At 67.7% G+C, this 26548-nt stretch carries 16 protein-coding genes and 1 tRNA gene; 10 read left to right on the plus strand and 7 right to left on the minus strand.

From position 1 onward, the window contains the following. Positions 1–4: 4 nt before the first annotated feature. Positions 5–1867, minus strand: coding sequence for an alpha/beta hydrolase family protein (locus tag AT701_RS23075; protein WP_003896113.1), 1863 nt, complete (start codon positions 1865–1867; stop codon positions 5–7). 142 nt (positions 1868–2009) lie between these two features. On the opposite strand from AT701_RS23075, the gene AT701_RS23080 reads away from it, so the two are divergent. Further along, the gene (locus AT701_RS23080; RefSeq protein WP_058126671.1) at positions 2010–2807 is read left to right on the plus strand and encodes an MmpS family transport accessory protein; all 798 of its coding nucleotides are present in this window, start codon (positions 2010–2012) and stop codon (positions 2805–2807) included. Position 2808: 1 nt separating this feature from the next. Here AT701_RS23080 and AT701_RS23085 read toward each other — a convergent pair whose 3' ends face one another. Continuing rightward, positions 2809–4101, minus strand: coding sequence for an MFS transporter (locus AT701_RS23085; protein ID WP_011730037.1), 1293 nt, complete (start codon positions 4099–4101; stop codon positions 2809–2811). A gap of 43 nt (positions 4102–4144) precedes the next feature. Here AT701_RS23085 and cmrA point away from each other — a divergent pair, with 43 nt between their 5' ends. Next, entirely contained in the window at positions 4145–4951 is an 807-nt protein-coding gene (gene cmrA / locus AT701_RS23090; protein ID WP_011730038.1) for a mycolate reductase, read from the plus strand. A 7-nt stretch (positions 4952–4958) separates the two neighbouring features. Here cmrA and AT701_RS23095 read toward each other — a convergent pair whose 3' ends face one another. Beyond that, on the minus strand, positions 4959–6530 hold the full coding sequence (locus AT701_RS23095) for a helicase HerA-like domain-containing protein (protein WP_011730039.1): 1572 nt from the start codon (positions 6528–6530) through the stop codon (positions 4959–4961). A 120-nt stretch (positions 6531–6650) separates the two neighbouring features. Here AT701_RS23095 and orn point away from each other — a divergent pair, with 120 nt between their 5' ends. The 8 genes from orn to AT701_RS23135 all read left to right on the plus strand — a co-directional run bounded on the left by orn (position 6651) and on the right by AT701_RS23135 (position 21877). After that, the gene (orn, locus tag AT701_RS23100) at positions 6651–7280 is read left to right on the plus strand and encodes an oligoribonuclease (RefSeq protein ID WP_014878121.1); all 630 of its coding nucleotides are present in this window, start codon (positions 6651–6653) and stop codon (positions 7278–7280) included. 58 nt (positions 7281–7338) lie between these two features. Next, positions 7339–7411 (plus strand) — tRNA-His (locus AT701_RS23105). Positions 7412–8666: 1255 nt separating this feature from the next. Beyond that, entirely contained in the window at positions 8667–14963 is a 6297-nt protein-coding gene (pks2, locus tag AT701_RS23110) for a sulfolipid-1 biosynthesis phthioceranic/hydroxyphthioceranic acid synthase (protein ID WP_058126672.1), read from the plus strand. Between the two features lie 57 nt (positions 14964–15020). Next, on the plus strand, positions 15021–16463 hold the full coding sequence (locus AT701_RS23115) for a condensation domain-containing protein (protein WP_058126673.1): 1443 nt from the start codon (positions 15021–15023) through the stop codon (positions 16461–16463). Positions 16464–16480: 17 nt separating this feature from the next. After that, positions 16481–17848: a hypothetical protein gene (locus AT701_RS23120; protein ID WP_058127711.1), complete on the plus strand. Its 1368-nt coding sequence runs from the start codon at positions 16481–16483 to the stop codon at positions 17846–17848. A 76-nt stretch (positions 17849–17924) separates the two neighbouring features. Then, positions 17925–19292, plus strand: coding sequence for a hypothetical protein (locus AT701_RS23125; RefSeq protein ID WP_058126674.1), 1368 nt, complete (start codon positions 17925–17927; stop codon positions 19290–19292). Positions 19293–19308: 16 nt separating this feature from the next. Next, complete coding sequence (locus AT701_RS23130; RefSeq protein ID WP_058126675.1) at positions 19309–21042, plus strand: AMP-binding protein; 1734 nt, start codon at positions 19309–19311, stop codon at positions 21040–21042. Positions 21043–21046: 4 nt separating this feature from the next. Then, positions 21047–21877 (plus strand): glycosyltransferase, encoded by an 831-nt coding sequence (locus AT701_RS23135; protein WP_223495726.1) that lies wholly within the window; start codon positions 21047–21049, stop codon positions 21875–21877. A 4-nt stretch (positions 21878–21881) separates the two neighbouring features. Here AT701_RS23135 and AT701_RS23140 read toward each other — a convergent pair whose 3' ends face one another. The 4 genes from AT701_RS23140 to AT701_RS23155 form a co-directional block, all read right to left on the minus strand. Continuing rightward, positions 21882–22652, minus strand: coding sequence for a GAP family protein (locus AT701_RS23140; protein WP_058126676.1), 771 nt, complete (start codon positions 22650–22652; stop codon positions 21882–21884). Between the two features lie 11 nt (positions 22653–22663). Then, entirely contained in the window at positions 22664–24490 is a 1827-nt protein-coding gene (locus tag AT701_RS23145) for a PE-PPE domain-containing protein (protein ID WP_223495728.1), read from the minus strand. 16 nt (positions 24491–24506) lie between these two features. Next, positions 24507–25391 (minus strand): glycosyltransferase family A protein, encoded by an 885-nt coding sequence (locus tag AT701_RS23150; RefSeq protein ID WP_003896136.1) that lies wholly within the window; start codon positions 25389–25391, stop codon positions 24507–24509. A gap of 127 nt (positions 25392–25518) precedes the next feature. Beyond that, the gene (locus tag AT701_RS23155; protein ID WP_081319719.1) at positions 25519–26535 is read right to left on the minus strand and encodes a polysaccharide pyruvyl transferase family protein; all 1017 of its coding nucleotides are present in this window, start codon (positions 26533–26535) and stop codon (positions 25519–25521) included. Positions 26536–26548: the final 13 nt, after the last annotated feature.

Raw genomic sequence — 26548 nt, forward strand, 5'->3', positions numbered from 1 at the left:
GCTCTCAGGCGGTGAACGCCTTGACCAGCCAGCGTTCCATGGCGTCGACGAGCACCGCGCGGTTCTCACGCTTGATGATCTCGTGACCGTCGTCGGCGAACATCAACAATTCGACCGGGCGCCCGAGGTCGTGCAGCGCGTCGTACATCTGCAGCGACTCGCTCGGCGGCACGTTGGTGTCGTTGGCGCCGTGCACCAGCAGCAGCGGAGCGGTCAGCGCGTGCGCGCGCGGCAGTGGCGACAGCTTCTCCAGCAGGTCCCGGTCGGCGACGGGGTGGCCGTACTTGGGATAGGCCGCCGCGGCGATCCACGGTTCGGTGTTGCGGTAGAAGGTGTTCAGATCGCTCATACCGCAGATGCTGATGCCCGCGGCGAACAGTTCGGGATGGAACGTCAGCGCGGCCAGCGTGAGATACCCGCCGTATGACCAACCCGTGCAGGCGATCTTGTCGGCCGGTGCCAGACCCTTGTCGACGAGGTACTGCACGCAGTCGGCGACGTCGTCGATGGCCGCGAAGCGTCGTTCCTTGTCGTCGGCGTGCATGAACGCGCGCCCGAATCCGCCGGAGCCGCGCACATTCGGCGTCAGCACGGCGATACCGGCCTCCAGCAGTTGCGGATAGAACTCGTTGTACTCCGGGCGCGCCTGTCCCTCGGGACCGCCGTGCAGGAACAGCATCGCGCCGATTGGTTCGGTGTGCGGCCAGTACAGCCACGAGTTGAGCTCAAGACCGTCGCGCGCGGTGATCATCTCCAATGTCGGTGTGCCCGTCACGGGCCCGCCGCTGGGCTCGCGGTCGATGCGTTCCCACTCTCGGGTGCGCGGGTCGACCAGTTCGACCGTCGGCGGCAGCGACGGACCCTGCACGGTCATCGCCACCATGGAACCGCCCGCGCTGATGCTCAACTGGCTGGCCACCATGCCCGGCAGCGGAATCGGTTCCGACAGTGTCTCATCGGCGTACTCGAGGATCTGCAGTTCGCTGCGGCCGTCGACGTTCCACAGCATGGCCACGGTGGACAGATCGTCGCTGACCACGAACTCGTCGAGTTCGTACCCGGGGCGCTCGGCCACCACGTGGTAGGAGACGCCGTCGGCGGTGACGGTGACCTCGAGCAGGCGCGCGTGGGACGCGCCGTTCTCGCTGCGGATCAATGCCCGCACGTAACCCTCGGTGGTGCCCTCGGTGGTGTGGGACTCCCCGTCGGCCTGGAAGTACTTGTGCGGTTCCATCAGGGTGACCGTCTCGCCGTCCAAGCCGGAGCGCACGCGCCGCGGGCTGTGGTCGTCGAGAATCACACCGTAGTCGGTGGTGGAGCCGGGATCGTAAGGCAGCAGGGCGATTTCGCGCTGACCCCACAGCATGATCAACTCGCGGTAGCCGCGCGGGCCCACCCGGATGAGCGAAGCACCCTGCCACGAGTCGACGAGCCTGCCGCTCGAGCGGCGATCGAGCACCGTCGTCTCGCCGGTGCCCGGATCGATCAGGCACGAACTGCCGACCCCGTCGTCACCGGTGAGGATGGCGGCCACCTTGGTGCCGTCCCAGCCGATCAACTCGGCGGTGCCCTCGGTGCCGTCGGGCCACGAGTCGATGCGGCGTGCGTCACGATCGTCGGGATCTGTGGTCACCACCCAGATCTGGCTGCGGGTCGCACCTTCGGGAGCGACCTCACAGGCCAGCCAGTGACCATCGGCCGAGTGCAGGACACGAAGGACCGGGCCGACGACGGGAAGTTCGACGTCACGCGACGAACTCGCACGCCATCCGCGCAGGAAGCGCTGCACGGCCCGCGGGAAACCGCCGTCGTCGACCAGATGCGCGAACGCCGTCGCATCCGGCGACAACGACGCGCCGTAGTTCACCCGAACGTGCCGTTCCGCGCTCACTCGTCTCCTCCCAGGCCGGACGGCCGTATGCGGCAAGCGTGCCACACCGATGGCTACCCTCGACTCCGTCTCGGCACACTGTGCAGTCGCACAGGTACCCTGCAGCCATGAGGTGGGCATGACCGATTCACCACGCCGCGACGGCAACGAACCGACCCAACAGTTCGGAAGCGGCTATCCCGTCGAATATCCCGATCCGGCGTACGCGAACCAGACCCCGTACGGCGGCGGGTACCCGGCTGCGCCTAATCCGGTGTCCAATCCCCCGGCCAACCCGCAGCCCACCCAGCAGATGCCGGCGTACCCGCCCTACGGTTACGACCCGTACGCCTCAGGTCAGTACGGCTCGGGTCAGTACGGCGGATTCCCGCCTGCCGGGCCACCTCCGGAGCCCGAGCCCGAGGACCGCGAACCCCGCATGTGGCTGTGGGTGCTCGCGGCGCTCGCCGTGCTCGTCGTGGTGGGCCTGGTGATCGCGCTCGTCATCGCCAACGGCTCGCGGCAGGAGACCGTCGTCGCGCCGCCGGTGTCACCACAGCCCAGCTTCAGCGAGCCCACCACCACGGCACCCTCGCCGTCGCGGACGCCGCGTCCCGTGCCCGTGCCGCCCCGCACCTCCGCGCCCACCTCGCCCACGACACCGGGCGCCACCGAGACCGTGGTGTACGAGGTCGCCGGTGAGGGCCGCGCGATCAACATCACCTATCTGGACACCGGCGGCATGCTGCAGACCGAGTTCAACGTGCTGCTGCCGTGGAGCAAGCAGGTCGAACTGCCCGAGCCCGCGAAAGAGACCGCGAGCGTGAGCGTGCTGAACTTCGGTCCCGAGGTGTCGTGCACCGTGACCGTCGACGGCCTCCAGACGCAGCATCGGACCGGTTCCGGCCTGACGATCTGCGTCGGCACCATGCGGTAGCTCAGCGCGCGGTGACCCGCTCGGGCGTGCGCACCGCCGCCATGCCCACCAGGCCTGCCACCAGCACCAGGCACAGGCCGCCCATACCGGCGCGGTCGGTGCCGAAGATGTCGATGAACATGAAGAACAGCCACGGCGCGAGGAACGACACGGCGCGGCCCACGGTGGTGTAGAGCCCGAAGGCCACACCCTCCTTGCCTTCGGCGGACATGCGCAGCATCAGTGTGCGGGCCGATGACTGCGTGGGGCCGATGAACAGGCACAGCGCGAGCCCGCACGCCCAGAACGCCACGGGCCCCGACAGCACCATCATCACGACGCCCGCGGTGATCATCGCGGCCAGCGACCCGACGATGATGGGCTTGGAGCCGATCCGGTCGTCGAGTTGTCCGCCCACGACGGCGCCGATGGCGGCGATCACGCACGCGCTGATGCCGAACAGCAGTACGTCGGCGTCGCTGATGCCGTAGACGCTCACGCCGAGCACGGCACCGAACGTGAACACGCCGGCCAGCCCGTCCCGGAACACGGCGCTGGCCAGCAGGTAGTAGACGATGTTGCGGTCACGCTCCCACTCCGAGCGCACCTCCGACCACAACTTGCGGTACGCGCCGATGAAGCTCGTGCGCGCGGACGGGACGGACACGTGCGGCGACGGCACCGCGAAGAACACCGGAACCGCGAACAGCGCGAGCCACGCCGCGGCCAGCAGCATGACCGCCCGCACGTTCTGCCCGTCGGCCACCGGAAGGCCCAAGAGGCCCCTGGTGTCGCCGTCCCCGGCGATGAACCCGAAATAGACGAGGACGAGCAGGACGACGATGCCGGAGTACCCCAGCGCCAGACCGAGTGCCGACACCCGCCCGGAGTTGTCCGGTGTGGACAGCTGACGCAGCATCGCGTTGTACGGCACGCTCGCCAGTTCGCCGCATGCCCCCGCGAGCGCCAGCAGCACCAGACCGGCCCACAGGTAACTGTGGTCGTCGCGGATCAGGCTCATCGACGCCGTCACCACCACAACACATCCGGTGAGCACCGCGAGTGCGGGACGCCTGCGCTCCGGTGCGTCGACCCAGACCCCGGTCGCGGGTGCGAGGAACGCCACAGCGATGCCCGCGACGGTCAGCGCGCGGCCGAGCCAGCTTGCCGGGGTGGTGTCGCCCGGCAGGCCGGCGCCGACGGATCCGGTGAGGTAGACCGAGAAGACGAACGTGATGACGATCGCGTTCAAGCCGGCAGAACCGCAATCCCACAGGGCCCACGCAACCACCCGCGCGCGGCCGGGGTTGATCATGTCCGACACTTTATGGGGTTGGGCGGCTTCTAGGATGAGCCGCATGCCAGTACCCGCACCCAGTCCGGATGCCCGTGCCGTGGTCACCGGCGCCTCGCAGAACATCGGCGAAGCGTTGGCCACCGAACTCGCTGCCCGCGGCCACCACCTGATCATCACCGCGCGCCGCGAGGAGGTGCTGACCTCGCTCGCGCAGCGGTTGACCGAGCGCTACGGCGTCACCGTCGAGGTGCGTGCGGTCGACCTCACCGACCCCGCCGCGCGTGCGACGTTGTGCGACGAACTCGCCGAGCGCGAGATCTCGATCCTGTGCGCCAACGCGGGCACCGCGACGTTCGGTGCCGTCAAGGATCTGGACCCGGCCGGCGAGAAGGCCCAGGTGCAGCTGAATGTCCTTGGCGTGCACGATCTTGTGCTCGCGGTGCTGCCGGGTATGGTCGCCCGCCGCGCGGGCGGCATCCTCATCTCGGGTTCCGCCGCGGGCAACTCGCCGATCCCGAACAACGCCACCTACGCCGCGTCCAAGGCGTTCGCCAACACGTTCAGCGAGTCGCTGCGCGGTGAACTCACCGGTGTCGGCGTGCACGTCACGCTGCTCGCACCCGGCCCGGTGCGCACCGAACTGCCCGATCCGTCCGAACAGTCCCTCGTCGAGAGGCTGATCCCCGACTTCCTGTGGATCGACACCGAGTACACCGCGAAGCTGTCCCTGGATGGCTTGGAGCACAACAAGATGCGCGTGGTGCCGGGTGTGACGTCCAAGGCCATGTCGGTGGCCAGTGGCTACGCCCCGCGCGCCATCGTCACGCCGATCGTCGGCGCGGTCTACAAGAAGCTCGGCGGCGGTTAGATCCTCCTCAGCGGCGGCGACGGCCGGTACCGAAGATGCTGCGGGTGATCTCGCGGCCGATCACGGTGCCCGCCGAGCGCATCGCGCTCTTGAACGCGGGGCTCGCGACCATCTTCTCGAAGAACCCGGGCTCCTCGGGCTGCGCCGGGGCCGGCATCGGGGCGGCCTCTCCGGTGGCCTCGACGCCGGCGAAGCCGCCCGCGTCACCGCCCTCCGGCGGAGCCAGCTTGGCGGCCAGACGCTCGTAGGCCGAATCCCGGTCGACGGTCTGCCCGTAGGTGGCCTGCAGCGGGCTCGCCTTGGCCGCCGCCGAGATCGCGTCGGCGCCGATCGTGTCCATCAGCGAGCGCGGCGCGCGCATCCGCGTCCACGCCACCGGGGTGGGCGCACCCTTCTCCGAGAGCACGGTCACCACGGCCTCGCCGATGCCCAGCGAGGTGAGCGCCTCTTCGAGGTCGTAGACCTTGGTCTTGGGATAGGTGCGCACGGTCTTGGTGAGCGCCTTCTGGTCGTCGGGCGTGAAGGCGCGCAGCGCGTGCTGGATCCGGGCACCCAACTGCGAGAGGACGTCGTTTGGGACGTCGGTGGGCAGCTGGGTGCAGAAGAAGACGCCGACGCCCTTGGAGCGGATCAGTTTCACGGTCTGCTCGACCTGCTCGAGGAACGCCTTGGATGCGTCGTTGAACAGCAGGTGCGCCTCATCGAAGAAGAACACCAGCTTGGGCTTGTCGACGTCGCCGACCTCGGGCAGCGTCGTGAACAGATCGGCCAGCACCCACATGAGGAACGTCGAGAACATCACCGGGCGCGCGGCCTGGGCCCCGAGCTCCAGCAGCGTGATGACGCCGCGCCCCTGATCGTCGACGCGCAGCAGATCCTTGGGCTCCAGCTCGGGCTCACCGAAGAACGTGTCCGCACCCTCGGCCTCGAGGTTGACCAGCGCACGCAAGATCACGCCCGCGGTCGTCGTCGACACCGCGCCGAGCGCCTTGAGCTCGGGCTTGCCCTCGTCGCTGGTCAGGTACTGGATGACCGAGCGCAGATCCTTGATGTCCAGCAGCGGCAGACCCTTCTGGTCGGCCCAGTGGAAGATCAGCCCCAGGGTGGACTCCTGGGTCTGGTTGAGCCCCAGCACTTTCGACAGCAGGATCGGGCCGAAGCTGGTGATCGTCGCGCGCACCGGCACGCCGATGCCCTCGGTGCCCAGCGACAGGAACTCCACCGGGAACCCCGTGGGTGTCCAGTCGTCCCCGGTGTCGGCGGCGCGCTGGGTGACCTTGTCGTTCGACTCCCCCGGTTTGGCCAGCCCGGACAGGTCGCCCTTGACGTCGGCCATCAGCACCGGCACGCCCGCGGCGGAGAGCTGCTCGGCGAGCACCTGCAGGGACTTCGTCTTGCCGGTGCCGGTGGCCCCGGCGATCAGACCGTGCCGGTTGACCGTGGCGAGCGGGATGCGCACCTGGGCGGTGGGGTCGACGGCACCGTCGACGACGACGGTGCCCAGTTCGAGAGCCTGCCCTTCGACGGCATATCCGGCGGCGATCTGCTGCGCGGGAGTAGCTGTCGATTCGGTGGTCATACCGCGGTCCTCCGTTCGCCCGAGCGAGCCCCGGAACGAGCTCACGTGGGTTTTGACACTACTGGTCTTCCTACGGGTATGGGCGCGTGGCGGGCGCGTGTGCGAATACTGTGGATCTTCGTGCGAGACGAACTGGTGTGGATCGACTGCGAGATGACCGGGCTGGACCTCAAGTCCGACCGGCTGATCGAGATCGCGGTCCTGGTGACCGATGCGGACCTCAACATTCTCGGCGACGGCCTGGACGTGGTGATCCACGCCGATGACGAGTCACTGTCCTCGATGGTCGACGTGGTGAAGCAGATGCATGCGCGCTCCGGCCTGACCGAAGAGGTGCGCAGATCCACCGTCGACCTCGCCACGGCCGAGGAGATGGTGCTCGACTACATCCGCGGGCACGTCAAGCAGGCCAAGACCGCGCCGCTGGCGGGCAACTCGATCGCCACCGACCGCGGCTTCATCGCGCGGGACATGCCCAAGCTCGACGATTACCTGCACTACCGGATGATCGACGTCAGCTCGATCAAGGAGCTGTGCAGGCGCTGGTACCCCCGCATCTACTTCGGCCAACCGGAGAAAGGTCTCGCACACCGCGCGCTGGCCGACATCCACGAGTCGATCCGCGAACTCAAGTACTACCGCGCCACGGCGTTCGTCCCGCAGCCCGGGCCTTCTACCAGCGATATCGCCGCGATCGCCGCCGAGCTCGGCCCGCCTTCGAGCAACTCGGCGGATACCGATTCGGCTTAACCGCACCCGAGCGGTTAGTATCTACGGGCCGCATGCGCCGAAAGGCAAAGCGGCGATGGTGGCTGTAGTTCAGTTGGTAGAGCACCAGGTTGTGATCCTGGCTGTCGCGGGTTCGAGTCCCGTCAGCCACCCCGATATCGGGAGCCCCGCCTACGCGAGTAGGCGGGGTTTTCGCGTTGACGGGGTGTGATCGACGCCGACACCCCGCCAATGGCACTCCCGACGCTTTGCGGAGCGTGGACTGCACGGGATGCGCCGCCCATACCATCGCCTACTTGAGTCAGGGCCTGCGGGCATTGCCCGCGAACCTGATTCGCACGCGCGGCAACTTCGACGTACTGAGTGCCCGTGGACTCCGGCAGCTTGCCGGGTTCGACACGGACCGACTCCCGGCGGACCCGCGGCATGCGGCTGCGCGTCACCGACCCTGACCGGACCGGTCGCGGACCCGAGGTTCGCGGGTCCGGCGATGAGCCCGCGCGCGACGGTGTCGACGCGATCCGAGCGCGCCGCGCGTAACCAGCTACCACCGCGCGAGCGCGGTCGCATCATTGCGGGCAAACATAATTGACGTTGCCATAAGCGCAATTCCGTACCATTTAGTTCAGCTGGAATATGAATTGAACATAAGTTCCCATATGTACGAATAGGTCGTGAACTGCACCGAAACACCGGAGTGTGACCTTGGTCTCATAACCGCAGTTATGCGTTTTTATCCGGCCGACCGATTTGCCACCACCAACAACCACTACGCAAACCTGTGAAGTTCCTGAGATCGACGCGCCACGCAGGCGTGGGTCACAGACATCTCACCCATCACGGGTTACGGTCGGACACAGGGCAATCCGCACGCCAGGCACGCCGAACCCACGTTCCCCGGCCGGCCGCAGCGCTTTCGGCGACGCTGTGGCAAACCCGGATCAACGGCCTTCCTGAGCGATCGCACAGCGCCGCGAAGACGTGACTTAGGGAACGATTTCAGCGACTTCGCAGGTCCGCGAGGTACGGTTTGCCGCCACACCGCGTCGCGAGCCGCGGTTCGGGCGGGTCGGTAGCTGATATCGCCTGCGTCGACACAACCCGCGCGGCGGCCGTTAGCGAAGACACGTGTCAACTTTGAAAAGGTACTGTTACCGGGTTTTGATAGCCCTACTAGCGTTTTACGTCACCGTAAATCAAGATCGATTGCTGATCTTGTCCGGCCATTAAACAATGGCGCATTGCTGGATCCGCGGCGGATTACGGAAAAGCGAATAAAACCCCCCTCGCCACGGCTTTTCTCGAATGGCATGTGGCATACGGGCCGTGGTACTAAGTACGCCGATCGCGTCATTAGTAGGGGAAGCTTTGACTCAAAATTGTGTTGCTCCTGTTGCCATCATCGGAATGGCTTGCAGACTTCCTGGAGCAATCAACTCGCCACAGCAGCTATGGGAGGCTCTCCTCCGTGGCGATGACTTCGTCACCGAGATTCCCACCGGCCGGTGGGACGCCGAGGAGTACTACGACCCCGAGCCAGGGGTGCCCGGCCGCTCCGTGTCGAAGTGGGGTGCCTTCCTCGACGACCCGGCCGCGTTCGACCCGGAGTTCTTCGGCATCACCGAGCGCGAGGCCGCCGCGATCGACCCGCAGCACCGGCTGCTGCTGGAGACCGCGTGGGAGGCCGTCGAGCACTCCGGCCTGAACCCCGCCGGTCTCGCCGGATCGGCCACCGGCGTCTTCATGGGCCTGACCCACAACGACTACGCACACCTTGCTGCCGACGCCAAGGCACTGGAGGGTCCGTACGGCTTCACCGGCACCAGCTTCAGCCTCGCCTCCGGCCGCATCGCCTACGCACTCGGCGTGCACGGCCCCGCCATCACGGTCGACACGGCGTGCTCGTCCAGCCTCAGCGCCATCCACATGGCCTGCCGCAGCCTGCACAACGGTGAGAGCGACGTCGCGCTGGCCGGCGGTGTGTCGGTGCTGCTGGAACCGCGCAAGGCCGCTGGCGGCTCGGCCGCAGGCATGCTGTCCCCGACCGGCCACTGCCACGCGTTCGACACCGCGGCCGACGGCTTCGTCTCGGCCGAGGGCTGCGTGGTGCTGACCCTCAAGCGACTCGACGACGCCGTCGCAGACGGCGATCGGATCCTCGCCGTCATCCGCGGCACCGCCACCAACCAGGACGGCCGCACGGTCAACATCGCGACGCCGTCGGCCGATGCGCAGGCCAAGGTCTACCGCATGGCGCTGAAAGCGGCCGGCGTCGAACCCGGCACCGTCGGCCTCGTCGAGGCCCACGGCACCGGCACGCCCGTCGGCGACCCGCTCGAGTTCTCCAGCCTGGCCGAGGTGTACGGCACAGACGGTCCCTGTGCGTTGGGCTCGATCAAGACCAATTTCGGTCACACGCAGTCCGCGGCGGGCGCGCTCGGCGTCATGAAGGCCGTACTTGCGCTGCAGCACAACGTCATTCCGCAGAACCTGCACTTCACCCGCCTGCCCGACCAGATGGCCGAGATCGAGACGGGCCTGTTCGTCCCCGAGACCATCACGCCGTGGCCGGTCCGGGAGGGCCAGCCCCGCCGCGCCGCGGTCTCCGCGTACGGCCTGTCCGGCACCAACGTGCACGCGGTCCTCGAGCAGGCGCCTGAGAGCCCGGCCGAGACTGCCGCAGAGGCGATTTCACCCAAGGCCGGCAACGCGCTGGTGTTCCCGGTGTCCGCCAGCTCCGCCGATGCGCTGCGCTCGACGGCACAGCACCTTGCCGACTGGCTGCTGCGAAGCGGGGACGGCAACGGTCGCGGACCCGCGATCGATCTCGGCGACCTCGCGTACACACTGGCCCGCAGGCGCGGGTTCCGTGCTGCCCGTTCGGCTGTGCTCGCAGGCGACCGCGGCACGCTGGTCGAGGGGCTGCGGCAGATCGCCGACGGTGAGGCGATGCCACAACATGCCGTGACCAACGACGACCGTGGGCCGGTGTGGGTGTTCTCCGGGCAGGGTTCGCAGTGGGCCTCGATGGGCGCCGAACTGCTCGACCGGGAACAGGCTTTCGCGGCCGCCATCGCCGAACTGGAACCGCTCATCGCGGCCGAGTCCGACTTCTCCGTCACCGAGGCCCTGACGGCCTCGGAGACCGTCACCGGCATCGACCGGGTGCAGCCCACCATCTTCGCGGTCCAGGTCGCGCTGGCCGCGGCCATGCGTTCGCACGGCGTCGTGCCCGGCGCGGTCATCGGTCACTCGATGGGCGAGGTTGCCGCCTCGGTCGTCTCGGGCGCACTCTCACTCGAAGACGGCGTGAAGGTCATCTGCCGCCGCACGCGCCTGATGACCCGCATCGCGGGCTCGGGCGCCATGGCGATGGTGGAACTCCCAGCCCAGCAGGTGCTTTCCGAACTCGCCAGCCGCGGCGTCGATGACGTCGTGCTGTCGGTGGTCGCCTCACCGCAGTCGACCGTGGTCGGCGGCGCGACCGCCTCGGTGCGCGAACTGATCGAGATGTGGGAGTCGCGCGGTGTGATGGCGCGCGAGATCGCCGTCGACGTCGCATCGCACTCGCCGCAGGTCGATCCGATCCTCGACGACCTCATCGAGGCGCTGGCCGATCTGGACCCCGCCGAACCGGAGATCCCGTACTACTCGGCGACGCTGTACGACCCACGGGACTACGCCGACTACGACGCCTACTACTGGGCGGACAACCTGCGTCACACCGTGCGATTCTCGGCGGCGGTCCAGGCTGCGCTCGAGGACGGCCACCGCGTGTTCGCCGAACTGTCGCCGCACCCCCTGCTGACCCACCCCGTCGAGCAGACGGCCCGCAGCCTCGACATGCCGCTCGCGGTGTTCGCCGCGATGCGCCGCCAGCAGGAGATGCCGCACGGTCTGCTCGGTTTCGTGGCCGACCTGCACAGTGCCGGTGCCGCCGTGGACTTCTCGGTCCTCTACCCCACCGGCCGGCTGCTCGACGCCCCGCTGCCGGCGTGGACGCATTCGACGCTGCTGCTCGACCGCGAACTCGAGTCCTCGGCGCCCGGTGTGCCGTCGGTGTCGGTGCACCCGCTGCTGGGATCGCACGTCGTGCTGCCGCAGGAGCCCGAAGAGCACCTCTGGCAGGGCGACGTGGGTACCGAGGCGCATCCGTGGCTGTCCGACCACCGGGTCCACCAGGTCGCGGTGCTGCCCGGTGCGGCCTACTGCGAGATGGCCCTGGCCGCCGTCACGCCCGTGCTGGGCGACACCGGCGAGGTCCATGATCTGAAGTTCCACGACATGCTGCTGCTCGACGACGCCACCCCGGTGTGGGTCTCGGCGGCCGTGACCGCCCCCGGCACCGCCGAATTCGGTGTCGAGACGCACCAGTCGGGTGATCGCACCCAGCGTGCGACCGCGGTGCTGCGTGGCGATGTCGACGCCGAACGGCCCGCCGCGCACTCGATCGATGCCCTCCTCGCCGCACACCCCAACCGGGTGGACGGCGACGAACTGCGTGCCGGTTTCGGCACCGTCGGCATCGGGCACGGCGCGGCCTTCGCCGGCCTGTCCGAGGCCTATGTCGCGACCGCGGCCGAACCCACCGTCGTTGCCGCAGTGGCCCTTCCGGGCCCGCTGCGGTCCGGACAGCGCGGTTACACGGTGCACCCGGCACTGCTCGACGCGTGCTTCCAGTCGGTGATCGCCCACCCCGAGGTCCAGAACATCGCCAGTGGCATGTTGCTGCCGCTCGGTGTGCGCAGGCTGCGGGCGTATGGGTCCACCCGCAACGTGCGGTACTGCCTGAGCCGCATCGTGAAGGCCGACAGCTTCGGTGTCGAGGCCGATCTCGAACTGCTCGACGCCGACGGCACCGTGCTGCTGAGCGCGATGGGTCTGCAACTCGGCACGGGCAATTCGGACAAGGCCGAAGAAGAGCGCCTGCTCGACGAGCGCCTGCTCACCATCGAGTGGCAGCAGCGCGAACTTCCCCGCCCCGAGGGCTCGGAGACGGTCGACGCCGGCTCGTGGCTGGTGATCCTCGCCGGAGACGATGACGAGAACCCGCGCGCAGCAGGTGTTGTCAGCGCGCTGATCGGTGCGGGCATGCCCACGACCACCATGGCGTGGTCGCACGATGCCGACCACGACGCACAGGCCGCGGCACTCACCGCGCGCCTCGACGAGCAGCCGCTCGCAGGCGTTGCGGTCATCGTGGGAGACAGCGAGACCGGCACCGACGCACACGACGTGGGAGCCGACGCTCGCCGTGGCGCCGACCACGTGCGTCATCTGGTGCGCATCGCGCGTACGTTGGCCGACGCCGTGGGCGAGCCGCCACGTCTGTACGTCGTGACCCACCGCAGCCAGCACGTGCTCGACACCGACGAGCCGTACCTGGAGCACTCCGGTCTGCGCGGCCTGATCCGGGTGGTCGGCATGGAGCATCCGCGGTTGCGCGCCACCCAGATCGACGTCGACGACAGCACCGCCCACGAGGCCCTGGTACGCCAGCTGCTGTCCGGATCGCCCGAGGACGAGACCGCGTGGCGTGACGGACAGTGGTACGCCGCACGGCTGTGCCCGTCGCCGCTGCGCGCGGCCGAGCGTCGTACCGCGGTGGCCGACAACGCTTCGGAAGGCATGCGACTGGTGGTCCGCAACCCGGGCGACCTGGAGTCCATGGAGCTGGTGACGTTCGAACGTGGCACGCCGGGACCGGGGCAGATCGAGGTTGCGGTCAAGGCGTCGAGCATCAACTTCGCCGACGTCCTCGTCGCGTTCGGCCGGTGCCCCAGCTTTGACGGCCGCCTGCCCGAGCTGGGATCGGAGTTCGGTGGCGTCGTCACCGCGGTCGGGCCCGGCGTCACGACGCACCGCGTCGGCGACCGCGTCGGCGGTGTTTCGGCCAACGGTTGCTGGAGCAACTTCGTGACATGTGAGGCCGATCTGGCCACCAAGCTGCCCGAGGGCATCAGCGAACACGAAGCCGCCGCAGTCGGTTTGGCGTACGGCACGGTGTGGCTGGGCCTGACGGAGCTCGCGCGCATGTCGGCAGGCGACAAGATCCTGATCCACTCCGCCACCGGTGGTGTGGGCCAGGCCGCGATCGCCGTGGCACGTGCGGCCGGAGCCGAGATCTACGCGACGGCTGGCAGTGAGAAGCGCCGCCAACTGCTGCGCGACTGGGGCATCGAGCACGTCTACGACTCGCGCACCACCGCCTTCGCCGACCAGATTCGCACCGACACAGACGGTTACGGCGTCGACATCGTGCTGAACTCGGTGACCGGACCCGCGCAGCGGGCCGGCCTGGAACTGCTCGCGTTCGGTGGGCGTTTCGTCGAGATCGGCAAGCGCGACATCTACGCCGACACCCGCCTGGGGCTGTTCCCGTTCCGTCGCAACCTGTCGTTCTACGCCGTCGACCTCGCGCTGATGACCGTGACGCATCCGCAGAAGATCCGGGATCTGCTCGCGACGGTCTACCGCCTGATCGCCGACGGCACACTGCCGTTGCCCGAGATCACGCACTACCCGCTCGAAGAGGCCGCGACCGCGATCCGCATCATGGGCGGTGCACAGCACACCGGCAAGCTCGTGATCGACATCCCGGACACGGGTCAGAGCCAGGTCGTGGTGCCGCCCGAGCAGGTCCCGGTGTTCCGCGGCGACGGCGCCTACGTGATCACCGGCGGTCTCGGTGGCCTCGGCCTGTTCCTCGCCGAACGGATGGCCGCCGCGGGATGCGGGCGCATCGTGGTCAATTCGCGTAGCGCTCCGTCGACACGGTCCAGCGAGATCATCGAGCTGATCCGTGCCACGGGCGCCGACATCGTGGTCGAGTGCGGCGACATCGCCGAGCCCGACACCGCGCGCAGGCTCGTCGCGGCGGCGACCCAGACGGGTCTTCCGCTACGCGGCGTGCTGCACGCCGCGGCGGTGGTCGAGGACGCCACGCTCGCCAACATCACCGATGAACTCGTCGAGCACGACTGGGCACCGAAGGTGTACGGCGCGTGGAACCTGCACCAGGCCGTGCAGTCCGGCGGACCTGCGACCTCCGAGCTCGACTGGTTCTGCGCGTTCTCCTCGGCCGCGGCCCTGGTGGGCTCGCCCGGTCAGGGTGCGTACGCCGCGGCGAACAGCTGGCTGGACGCCTTCATGCAGTGGCGACGGGCCCAGGGCCTGCCCGCGACGTCGATCGCCTGGGGTGCCTGGGGTGAGATCGGCCGCGGCACGGCAATGGCCGAGGGCGACAACGCGATCGCGCCCGACGAGGGTGCGTACGCGTTCGAGGCGATCCTGCGCCACGACCGCGTGTACAACGGCTACGCCCCGGTTCTCGGTGCGTCATGGCTGACCGCGTTCGCGCAGCGCAGCCCGTTCGCCGAGCTGTTCCTGGCCGATACGCAAGGCGCCTCGGAGACCAGGAAACTGCGTTCCGAACTCGCCGCGCTGCCCCGTGAGGAATGGCCGACACACCTGCGCCGGCTGATCGCCGAACAGGTCGGCCTGCTGCTGCGCCGCACGGTGGACCCCGACCGTCCGCTGTCCGAGTACGGTCTGGATTCGTTGGGACACCTGGAACTTCGTACCCGAATCGAAACCGAGACCGGTGTCCGCGTCAGTGCGATGGACATGACGACCATCAGGGGTCTGGCACAACGGTTGTGCGAGATGCTCGACACCGACGACGCCGTGTCGGCCCCGTCGTGATCGAAATCCTCAGTACATCAACCGCAACCGGCAGTCATCGAAGGGAGGAGTAGAACCATGTTCGAGCTGACCGACATCCAGAACTGGGACGACGCTCCTGGCAAACATGTGTCGTGGGGCCCCTCCCCGAGCACGGTGGCGAAGGTAGCCGAGGCCCCGGTGAGCGATGTGCCCGCGAGCTATCAGCAGGCCCAGCATCTGCGCGCGTACCGCGAGCACACCGCTCGCGGCGTGCCGATGGCACGGCTCACCGTTCCGGTGTGGAACATGGACGGCCAGTGCGACATGCGGGCGATGTCCCATGTGATCAACGCGTATCTGCGCCGGCACGACACCTACCACAGCCGTTTCGAGTTCACCGTCGACGACCGGATCGTGCGGCGAAAGTTACGCAGCCCGCGGGATCTTCGTTTCGTGCCCACCGATCACGGTGTGCAGACGTGCGACCAGTGGCGTGAGCACATCCTGGACACCCCGGGGCCGCTGCAGTGGGACTGCTTCCGCTTCGGGATCATCCAGCGCGCCGATCACTTCACGTGTTACATGAGCGTGGACCACGTGCACGTGGACGCGACGTTCCTCGGGTTGATGCTCATCGAGATCCACCTGATGTACGCGGCGCTGGTGAGCGGCGGCGCCCCGATCACGTTGCCGCCCGCGGGCAGCTACGACGACTACTGCGTGCGGCAGCGCAAGTACACCTCGGGGCTGACGCTGGACTCTCCCGAAATCAAGGAGTGGGTGACCTTCCTTGAGGGCAACAACGGCACCATGCCCAAGTTCCCCCTGCCGCTCGGCGACCTGTCGGTGCCGTGCACCGGTGATCTGATGACGGTCCAACTGCTCGACGAACCCCAGACGCAGGGCTTTGAAAAGGCTTGCCTCGCCGCGGGTTCACGGTTCATCGGTGGGGTCTTCGCCACCGCCGCGCTGGCCCAGTACCAGCTGACCGATATCGACACCTACCACGTCATCACGCCGACGACGACCCGTGGGACCGAGGCCGAGGTCATGGCAACCGGATGGTTCACCGGCACCGTGCCGATCACGGTTCCGGTCGGATCGTCGTTCGCCGAGACGGCCCGCACCGCACAGCGCTCGTTCGATTCGGGTCTGTACCTCGCGCACGTCCCGTTCGACCGCGTGCTCGAGCTGGGCGCGACCGAACGTGGCCTGCGGGCCCCGGATCCGGGCGTGCCGATGGTGTCGTATCTCGACGCCACCGCGGCCCCGCTCTCGCCCGCCGTCGTCGCCGAATGGAACCGGATCAACGGGCGGATCTTCAGCGAGATGGGTGCGGCCAACCAGGTCGGCATGTGGGTGAACCAGTTCGGCAGCGGTACGTGGATCACGGTGGCGTTCCCGAACAATCCCGTTGCCCGCGCCTCGGTGCAGGAGTACGTCGACGCATTCCGGTCGGTGTGCGTCGCGGTGGCCGAGGGACGCCACGACGACGTGCCCACCACGCGTGTCAACGAGCTCGATCTCAGATCAGCGTGAGGTTCGGCGATTCCAGCATGACACCATCGACAACGCCTGCCACCGTCGCCACGGACGACCGGCTCTCCCACACCGACCAGCTGCTCTTCCTCGGGCAGCGCGCCACCGGCCAGGAACTGGTCGCACAGTGCGTGTGGGTGTACGAACGTCCGGTCGAGATCGACAAGTTGCGGGAATTTCACCGCAACTTCGGTCACGGCCTGGCCGGTCGGCTCATCGAGCGCTCACCGCTGCCGTTCGGCAGACACCGCTGGGTTGCCGCCCCCGGACCTGCCGCACCGCTCGACTTCGCCGAACAGCCCCGTCCCCGAGAAGAACTGGGCGACTGGGCCGACGCGCGTGCGCAGCTTCCGATCGATCCTGAGGTCGGACCCGGCTGGCACATGGGTGTCCTATCCATGACCGACGGCTCGACCGCGGTGAGCCTGGTGATCTCGCACTGCCTGATCGACGGACTCGGCACCCTGCAGACGATCGCCGACGCCGTCAAGGGTGAAACCGTCGACTTCGGTTACGCCGCACCCGGTTCGCGCGGCAGGCTGCAGGCCGTGCTCGCCGATCTGCGGCAGACCGCGCGTGATCTGCCGCAGACCGCCGCCACCCTGGTGCGCGCCGGCCGGCTCGCGATCCGGCGGCGACACGAGGTCGCGTTGTCCGCCAAACCGCGGCGCGACTTCGGGCCGGACGGCCGCAGCGACGTCGTCGCGCCCGCGATCGCGTGCTACGTGCCCCTCGAAGAGTGGGACCTGCGCGCGGCGGCACTCGGCGGGAACAGCCACTCGCTGGTCGCCGCGTTCGCCGCCAAACTCGGTGAGCTCATGGGCCGTCGGCGCAGTGACGACGGCACGGTGCTGCTGCACGTGCCGATCAGCGACCGCGCACCCGGGGACACCAGAGGCAACGCGGCCTACATCGTCAACGCGCACCTGGACCCCACCGACGTCACCAAGGATCTGTCCGGTGCGCGCTCGGCCATCCGGCAGGCCCTCGAGGCCTACCGGCAGGAACCCGACGAGACACTGCAATTGCTGCCGCTCACCCCGTTCATCCCGCAGCGGGCGGTGGCACGCGGCTCTCAGGTGGTCCTGAACCTGACCGACCTGCCGGTGTCGTGCTCGAACCTCGGCGACATCGACCCGCTGGTGTCCCGGATCGACGGCGCCGCAGCCGAATACCTCATCCTGCGCGGCGTCGACCGCCGTGTCTCGCGCGAGTTCCTGGAGAACCGCAACGGATTGCTGACCGTTCTGGCCGGACGCGTCGACGACAAGATGTCGATCTCCGTCATCGGCTACCGGCCCGGCGGGCCGAACGACAAGGCACAACTGCGGGAGCTGGTCGCCAAGGCGCTCACAGAGTTCGATCTCGTCGGCACGATCGCCTGACCGGGGCGAAGTTGTTGCTGTGGTAGGAGGTTGATCGTTGGCGATACAGACTCGCCCCGAACGGGCACGTGCTCGCATGCTGAACTCGGCCGCGACACCGGACAACCGGCTGTCGTTCATCGACCAGGCCGGGTTCGACATGTTGCGTGCGACCGGTCGCCATCAACTGATGCAGGTGCTCTGGATCTACGAGCACGCCATCGACATGGACGGTCTGCGGCAGTTCCACCGCAACTTCGGCTACGGCCTCGCCGGGCGCAGGATCGAGCGGTCACGGTTGCCGTTCGGCCGCCACCGGTGGGTCTCGTGCCCGGGTCCGCAGACCGAACTCGCCGTCGCCACCACTGCACGCCCGCGCGCCGACGTCAGCGACTGGGCCGACGAACAGGTACACCTGCCCGTCGATCCCGAACACGGACCGGCATGGCACATGTCGGTGCTGCCGATGACCGACGGCTCCACGGCCGTGAGCCTGGTGGCGTCACACCACATCGGTGACGGGATCGGCGGGGTGCTGACGCTGATGGAGGCCGTCGCAGGAACCAAGCGCCAGTTCGGGTTTCCGCTGCCGCGAGCACAGACAGCACGCCGCGCAGTCGCCGCCGACCTGCGCCAGACCGCACGCGATCTGCCCGAACTCGGCCGCACAGCGGGCAAGGCCGTCAGACTGCTGCGCCGGCGCGGCGCCGAGTTGCTGCGCTCCGCGCGCGCAGAAAACGAGAGCGCTCCGCGGACGCTGTCCACCGAACCGGTGTCGGTGCCCGCGGTTTCGGTGTTCGTCGACCTCGACGCTTGGGACCGCTGCGCAACGGGTCTCGGCGGCAACAGCTACTCGCTGCTGGCCGGTTTCGGCGCGAGGCTCGGTGAGCGGATGAACCGCGCGAATGCCCGAAGCGGCACCGTGACGCTGTCCATCGCACTCAACGAGCGCACATCGCTGGACGATTCACGCGCGCTGGCGATGACCTTCGCAAGCGCGAGCATCGATCCGCGGCAGTGCACATCCGATCTGACCGGCGTGCGCGCGACCATCCGCGAGGCGATCGAGACCGCGCGGACGACCACTGACGAGACTCTCGAACTGCTCCCCCTGATCCCCTTGGTTCCCAAGCGGGCGCTGCAGGGTCTGGGCGGGCTGTTCTTCGGATCTCCCGACGACCTGCCGGTCTACTGCTCGAATCTCGGCGACGTGGATCCCGCGGTGGGGCGCGCCGACGGAACGGACGCCGAGTACGTGGTGATGCGCGGCGTCGACCAGAACGTCACGCGACGCGACATCGAGTCGATGGGTGGACAACTCGTCCTGGTGTCGGCACGCGTCAACGGCAAGATCTCGATCGGCATCGTCGCCTATCAGCTCGATGCCCAGAACTCCAAGACCCGGTTACGCGAACTTGCAGCACTGACGCTCAAGGACTTCGGACTCGCCGGCGTGATCGAATAGGAAAGGTGACACCCCCATGACCCGCAGTTCTGTCATAGGTGTTCTGCGCGAGCGAGCGAGCCTGCAACCCGGCGACGTCGCATTCACGTTCATCGACTACGACACCGACCCCGAGGGCGTCGCGCACACCCTCACGTGGTCGCAGCTGAATCGTCGCGTGCAGAGCCTGGCATACGAGATGCAGGCGCGCAGCGCAGTCGGCGACCGTGCCGTGATCCTCGCGCCGCAGGGCCTCGACTACGTCGTGGCGTTCCTCGCGTCGTTGCAGGCCGGGAGGATCGGCGTCCCGCTGTCGGTGCCATTCCCCGGTGTCCACGACGAACGTGTCACCGCGGTCCTGCGCGACACCGCGCCTTCGATCGTGCTCACCACGTCGGCGGTGTCCTCGCACATCGCCGAATATCTCGAACCGCAGGCGGGTCAGGCCGCGCCGTGGATCGCCGAGATCGACACGCTCGACCTCGACACCCGGCGTCGCCCGGTCAAGCGCGAGCAGGCGCCGGAAACCGCCTACCTGCAGTACACCTCGGGCTCCACGCGGACACCGGCCGGCGTCATGGTGTCGCACCGCAACCTGACGGCGAACTTCGAACAGGTCGTCGCCGGCTTCTTCCCCGACAACATCGCGCCGTCGGACACCACCTCGATCTCGTGGCTGCCGCTGTATCACGACATGGGACTCATGCTGGGCCTGTGCGCACCGGTCCTCGGCGGCTGGCACACCGTGCTCATCAGCCCGTTCGCGTTCCTGGCCAAGCCCGCTCGATGGATGCAGCTTCTGGCGACCCACCCGGCCACTGTGACCGCGGCCCCCAACTTCGCGTTCGACCTCGCGGCGAGGAAGACCTCGGACGCCGACCTCACCGGGATGGACCTCGGTGACGTGCGGTGCGTGCTCAGCGGCAGCGAGCGGGTCCACGAGCCGACGCTGCGTCGGTTCTCCGACCGCTTCGCCGCGTTCAACCTCCACGAGCAGGCGCTGCGCCCCTCGTACGGTCTGGCCGAGGCCACCTTGTTCGTCGCGACGCGTGAAACGGGGCACCCGCCGAAGGTCGCCCGGTTCGCCGCGCAGGAGCTCTCCGACGGCCGTGCCGTACCGTGCGACGACGAAAACGGCACCGCGCTGGTGAGTTACGGCATGCCCGAGTCGCCGACGGTGCGCATCGTGGATCCGCAGACCCGGGCCGAATGCCCGACGGGAATCGTCGGCGAGATCTGGGTGCACGGCGAGAACGTGTGCGCGGGTTACTGGGAGCAGTCCGAACGCACCGAGACGACGTTCGGCGCGTCGATCGACAGTCCGTCCTCGGGGACGCCGACCGGGCCGTGGCTGCGGACCGGCGACCTCGGGTTCGTCTCGGGCGGTGAACTGTTCATCGTCGGTCGCATCAAGGACGTCGTGATCATCCGCGGGCGCAACCACTACCCCGATGACATCGAGGCCACCGTGCAGGAGATCACGCGTGCCCGGGCCGCGGCGATCTCGGTGGACAGGGACGACGCCGAGCACCTGGTGGTCATCGCCGAGGTGCGGGAGAACCAGAATCCCGACGTGAGCCCCGCCGAGTACCTGGCCGACCTCGAAGGTGAAGTGGTGGCAGCGGTTTCCCGCTCACACGGCATCATCCCGGCCGACCTGGTGCTGGTGCGCCGCGGGGCGATTCCCATCACCACCAGCGGTAAGGTGCGCCGCGCGTCGTGCGCGGAGCAGTACCGTGACGACACGTTCGCCCGCCTCGTCCACGCGTAGCACCATGGGGACGAAAACGCCGGTCGTGGCGGCCATCCCGAACTACAACATGGGCCACAACCTCAACAGGTTGCTTCCCGAGGTGCTGGCGCAGGGTTACGACGCGGTGTACGTGCTCGACGACGCCTCGACCGACGACAGCGCGGATGTGGTGCGCCAGTTCGGCAGCGACGTGAAATTCGTGCGCAGTCCCCGCAACCAGGGGGCCGGCGCCAACCGCAACCAGATCATCGACTGCGTCGACGACAAGACACTCATCCACTTCGTCGACGCCGACATGGAACTGCGTACCGACCGGATACCCGACACCGCGCGAGAAGTGTTCGCACGCTACGAACATCGCGGTGTCGGCATGATCGGCGGTCTGGTGTGCCGTCACGACGGAACGCAGGAACCGCACAACTACGGTGCGGTGTTCTCCGCGTGGGGTGGTCTCACCTCGGGGCTTCCGCTTATGATCGACCGGCTGCGCGACAGGCCCAGGCTCGCGGCCGCGGCGCAGCGCATTGCCGCACCGCTCATGAAGGAGTGGCCCAACATCCTGGCCACACCCCAGCCCACCCCGGCGTACTGGCTGCACGAGGGCAACATGCTGGTCGACTCGGGTGTGCTGCGATCACTGGGTGGATACGATCCGGACCTGCGTTGCCACGAGGCCCAGGATCTGGCGATCCGCATGGAAAAGCGTGGCATCGGACGACAGTTCGACCCTGACATCAGGGTCGTGCATCTGCACATCGACGTTCGCGGCAAGAACCGCAACCGGTGGGCCAACCACGCGGTGCGGCAATTGATCCGCAAGCACGGGCTGATGCGCTGGCTGTGCGACCGCTGACGCGCTAGATGGTCGACACGCCGCTGGCCAGCATCAGGACACCGAACAATCCGAGGATGCAGGCGAAGATCGGCCTGCGGTACGCGCCGATCCAGTCGTGCATCCTCGCCACGATCGCCTTGGTCTTCACCGGCGACGCCAGATAACCCACCAGCGGGATCTCCGCGATCGCAAATGACACGAGCGAGAACACGATTGCCGCGCAGACCTGGGTGCCGATCGCGGCGCCTGACGCTGCGATGGCCAGGATCGCGAAGCAGTACTCCAGCGGTGGGGTCGCCGAGAACAGTCCCGCGGCGAACGCCATGGCGGCCGAGTTGCCCCACCGGCCCGAGAACAGCGCGGGCCACGACAACCGGGACAACAGCGACCGTTTTCCCGACGCGGTGGATGCCGCGGGTGTTGCGGCCGCGGCAAACGCCATGGCGGACACGGGGTCGGCCACTTCCGATACCGGCGCGACGAGCGTGCGACGGCGGGCGCGCATCGCGATGACCACCGCCACGGGTATCGCGAGCAGACCCATGGCGATCTGAAGCGGTGGGATGACCGGCTTTTCGGCAGCGGCGACGACGAATTCCGTCACCGGCCGCACCACGCCGGGCAGGAACGTGAGCGCGATGACCGCCAGACCCACGCCGGCGGCCATCAGACCGAGCCAGTACGCCAACAGATTGGCCACCGGTCGTTCACGTCCGATCAGCAGCAACGTGATCCCGATCCGGACCGGGTCGACCGCCGACACAAGCGCGAGTACCAGGACTGCGCTCCACATATCACACCACGCTATTTCTTGGCGGCAGACGCCGCTTGCTTGTCTTGCTTGCCGGCATCCTTCGCCGCTGCACCATGTGCCGCACGAGGTTTGGTCTGCCGGTCATTGTGGTCCCCGGCGGCGTGCTTCGGTGCGGAATTCTTTTCCCGCGACGGTTTCGCCGACGCGGTGTCCGAATCGGGCGCGCGGTGTTTCGGCGCGGACTCCTTGTCCGAGGGTTTGGCGGTGAGCCCGGAGGAGTGCCTGCCGCGCTTGCTCGCCGAGGTGCCCTCGGACTTCTCCTTCGGCTCGGGTTTGGCGTCGGCGGGCTTGGTCACGGCCTTGTCCTCGCTGCCGGAATCTTTCGCCACGGTGGTCGGCTTCTTCGTGTCGGACGTTTCCGGCGTTTCCGACCCAGACGGTTCCGACTCAGAGGATTCAGAGGGCTCAGAGGGCTCCGCATCGGCTTCGTCGCCCGCCTCGTCCGCGGCCTGGAGCCTGGGCTTCGTCAGGGTCGTGACCTTCGCCTGCGTTTTCTCCGTGACCGCGCCGATCTTGGCGGTGACCGCATCTGCCTCGGCCTCGGTGGCATCTGTGAGCCGCGAGACCAGCGTGGCCTTCACCGACGAATCGTCGGCGAGCTCAGTGCCTTTGGAGGCTTCTTTGGTGAGGTCCTCGTCGGGGTCGAGGTAGTCCACGTCCGGGCCGCCCACACCGAACGGACCGGGACGCACCGTGCCGAACGGGCGCGTGCCGTTGACATCCTCGATCGCGTTGTCCCACCCGGTGGGAATCGCGACAAGGAAATCGGCCGCGGTCTTCAGCGGGTCCTTCGCAGGAACGAGGGTCCACGGCTTGGGTTCACCGGGACTCGATGTGCGGTCGTAGCCCGATTCCACGAGAACCCGCAGTGGCGCGTCGAGGACGTCTGCCAGAAACGAGCCGACGATTGGCGTCTGTGAGAGTTCGTACAACAGCGGCAGGGTGTCCGTCGGGATCATCAGGTACCGGGTGTCGCCGTACTGGCCCTGATCGATGATGCCTGGAGAGCCGAGGCTGTAGTCCGCGTAGTGGGGATGCAACAACCGTTGCCCGGCATTCGCATTGGCGACGGCCAGCAGATTGGCGGGGTTGATGGGCTGATCCGCCCAACCGTCGTACTGGATGGCAACGTCGATCGTCGAATACTGGGTGTCCGTCGGCGTCGACCCGTTGAACGTCACCCCACCGCCGGGCGTGCCGAGCGGGATCGTCACACCTTTGGGTCCCCGCGCGAGGAAGCCGCCGTTGGGCCGGTTTCCGTTGGCGGTCAGGATGAACGAGACGTCCGGGCCCTCTCCGTACGGGTACAGGGCGGCAAGCCTGGCCTTTTCCAGAGTGGCGATGGCAGCGCTCTGCGAGTAGCCGAAAACCACCAGATTGTCCCCGGGCGCCGGCCGGTCCGATCCGAGATCCTCGTTGATGTCGCACTCGTCACCCGATTCGATGCACGTCGCCAGTTTCCCGGCTCCGGCGGCGACCGAATCGTCGAATGTCAGCGAGGTGTCTCCGGGTTCACCGGAGTTGAACTGCGCGGGTGTGATGACCGCGACCGCGTTGTACGGCCCGCCGGGGATACCGCTGCCGGGCCGCGACGCCGACGGTATGACATAGTTCCCCACAACCTTCGAGGTGTAGTCCCTGATGAACGGCAGTCCGTCCTGATCGGTGGTGAGCGGGTCCCCCGATCCCCCCATGATGAGAACACTGGTCCTCGCGGCGGCCGCCGCAACCGAGACCACCGTCGAGACCAGACCCAGGGCCATGACGCTCAGCAGGGCGATGAGCCCCACGCGAACGTCGCGCATCGTTACGCGCATCGAAATCCTTCCCCCGCTACCGAGTTACCGGGTCCACCGGTGGAGAGAAACTCTCCAGGAACGACTTGGGCTGACGCAGACGAATGGCAGGCCACCGCGTGAACGACGCGGGGCCCAGGGCGCTCCACAGCGTGGCAGCGGTCCCTTTCGAGGGCTCCAGACCGTAGTCGTGGCGAAGGTGCTCGCGGTACGGCAACGCGGGGCCGAAGAGGATGTTTCCCGAGTGGTTCTCGCCGGTGTCGACGTGATAGACCGCGCCGGGGAAGGGCAGCGGCTCCAGGGCACGACCGCGGTCACGCCACCAGTCGTAGGCGAAACCGTGCTCGAGCGACCGTTCCAGCCGCTCCCCGAAGGCGTCGGCGATCGCACGCTGGCCCGAGGTGACGGTGAGTTCGGGCGGTACCTCGTAGGCCGACCAGGGGATGATGAACGACGTGCCGCAATAACGATAGAAGTTGCGACGCAGCGCGTAAGCGTTTCGGCGCCGCGAGTAGATCCAGCCCCGTGTGCTCACCCAGCCGGGCGCCCCCGGGTGCGCGGCGACGAAAGCCGCGATATCGCGATGCACGAAATCGTCGGCATCGACGAACATCACATGATCGGGGGCATACTCCCGGGCGGCAACCAGCCCTATCGCGTTCTTGGTGCCCTTGTCCCAGATCACCGAAGCCGGACCGGTGCGGGGACCGTTGTGGGTCGACGGCGGCGGGAAGTCGACCTCGACGAACACGGCCCGCGGTGGGAGTTCGAACGCAGGCAACCGATTTCCGACGATGATGATGAGATGGTCGTCACAGGACTGCCGGCTGACCGATCGAAGCGTGTCCTGAAGCAGCGCTTCGACGCGACCGTAATCCGCGGAGTTCCGCGGATGTCGCAAGGTGGTGATGAAGGCCAGCATCGCGGGGAACTCTACCGAGTTCAGAGCGTTATCACGAATCGGTGAACGCCCAAATAATCAGCCGGACAGCACATTACGTGATCTTGGAATCGCGGCAAACCACAGTGGATTTGCTCCGCGTCACCGATCACACACGGGAGACCGCCAGGCCGGTCCGCAGCACCCCGTAGTCGGTGTCGAGTCGCGCGCGCAGCACGTCCACGGCCGCGCGGGTCTTCTCCCGGATCGCCGCGGCATCGTCCAGCGTCGCCAAAACCCGCTCCACCACGGCAGACACACTCAACGCATCGGTACGCAACAACGACCGCTCATCATCGATCGACAACGCGAAATCACGGCACTTGGGCTGATACTCCAACGAGATCACCGGCGTCTGCGACAACGCCGCCAAAATCCCCGCATGCAAACGGCTCACGATCACCGCCGAACAACCAGCAAGCTCCGCAGCCGCCCCCGCCGCATCGACCGGCGCCACGATCCGAGCCCCCGTACCCGCCAACGCCTGCTCGGTCCACCGACGATCCGCACCGTTCATCAAGATCCCCACAAACCGGAACCCACGCGCCGAAAGCTCCCGCACCGCCCCAGAAATCACATCAGCCACACCAGCGGGGTCGTGGCCCCACAAGTCGTCGCCGAACCCGAGGTTCAACCCGATCACACCGTCCTGCGGCACCACCTGCGGACGATCCAACAACAACGCCGGATCACCGGCCACCGTCACCTCAAGACCCGCATCCGCCAGCAACTGCGCACTCCGCGGCCCCCGCACCGAGACCACCCGAAACCGCGACAACAACGGAATCCAGCGCCGCAACTCATCAGGCCCCGAGCCGCTGCGGCGTCCTTCGAAGACGGGGTCTTCCACGCCGACGCCGATGGCGTAACTGCCGTGTGTACCTGTCAGTTTCAGGCCGTGGCCGGCCACGCGCCGCCAATGGCGCCTACCGATCAGGGTTCCGCCGCCGATCACCTGCGCGCTGCGCCGCAACAAGCGGTTACGACCCGACACCACCGCACGCAACCGCTCCCCCGGCAACACCGGAAGATCCACGAACCCCGCGCCCGGCAACTGCGCACACACCGCGTCATAAATCGCGTCATCACCCAGATTGCCCCGACCATGCCACCCCAGATAACCCACCAAGGGACGCACA

The organism is Mycolicibacterium smegmatis (assembly GCF_001457595.1).
Classification (GTDB): Bacteria; Actinomycetota; Actinomycetes; order Mycobacteriales; family Mycobacteriaceae; genus Mycobacterium; species Mycobacterium smegmatis.

Coding starts and splice junctions, on each gene's coding strand:
- AT701_RS23145 (WP_223495728.1), bottom strand. CDS start 24,490: ATGCGCGTAACGATGCGCGACGTTCGCGTGGGGCTCATCGCCCTGCTG.
- AT701_RS23125 (WP_058126674.1), top strand. CDS start 17,925: ATGCTGAACTCGGCCGCGACACCGGACAACCGGCTGTCGTTCATCGAC.
- AT701_RS23115 (WP_058126673.1), top strand. CDS start 15,021: ATGTTCGAGCTGACCGACATCCAGAACTGGGACGACGCTCCTGGCAAA.
- AT701_RS23085 (WP_011730037.1), bottom strand. CDS start 4,101: ATGATCAACCCCGGCCGCGCGCGGGTGGTTGCGTGGGCCCTGTGGGAT.
- AT701_RS23135 (WP_223495726.1), top strand. CDS start 21,047: ATGGGGACGAAAACGCCGGTCGTGGCGGCCATCCCGAACTACAACATG.
- cmrA (WP_011730038.1), top strand. CDS start 4,145: ATGCCAGTACCCGCACCCAGTCCGGATGCCCGTGCCGTGGTCACCGGC.
- AT701_RS23140 (WP_058126676.1), bottom strand. CDS start 22,652: ATGTGGAGCGCAGTCCTGGTACTCGCGCTTGTGTCGGCGGTCGACCCG.
- AT701_RS23130 (WP_058126675.1), top strand. CDS start 19,309: ATGACCCGCAGTTCTGTCATAGGTGTTCTGCGCGAGCGAGCGAGCCTG.
- AT701_RS23095 (WP_011730039.1), bottom strand. CDS start 6,530: ATGACCACCGAATCGACAGCTACTCCCGCGCAGCAGATCGCCGCCGGA.
- AT701_RS23080 (WP_058126671.1), top strand. CDS start 2,010: ATGACCGATTCACCACGCCGCGACGGCAACGAACCGACCCAACAGTTC.
- AT701_RS23150 (WP_003896136.1), bottom strand. CDS start 25,391: ATGCTGGCCTTCATCACCACCTTGCGACATCCGCGGAACTCCGCGGAT.
- AT701_RS23120 (WP_058127711.1), top strand. CDS start 16,481: ATGACACCATCGACAACGCCTGCCACCGTCGCCACGGACGACCGGCTC.
- pks2 (WP_058126672.1), top strand. CDS start 8,667: ATGGCTTGCAGACTTCCTGGAGCAATCAACTCGCCACAGCAGCTATGG.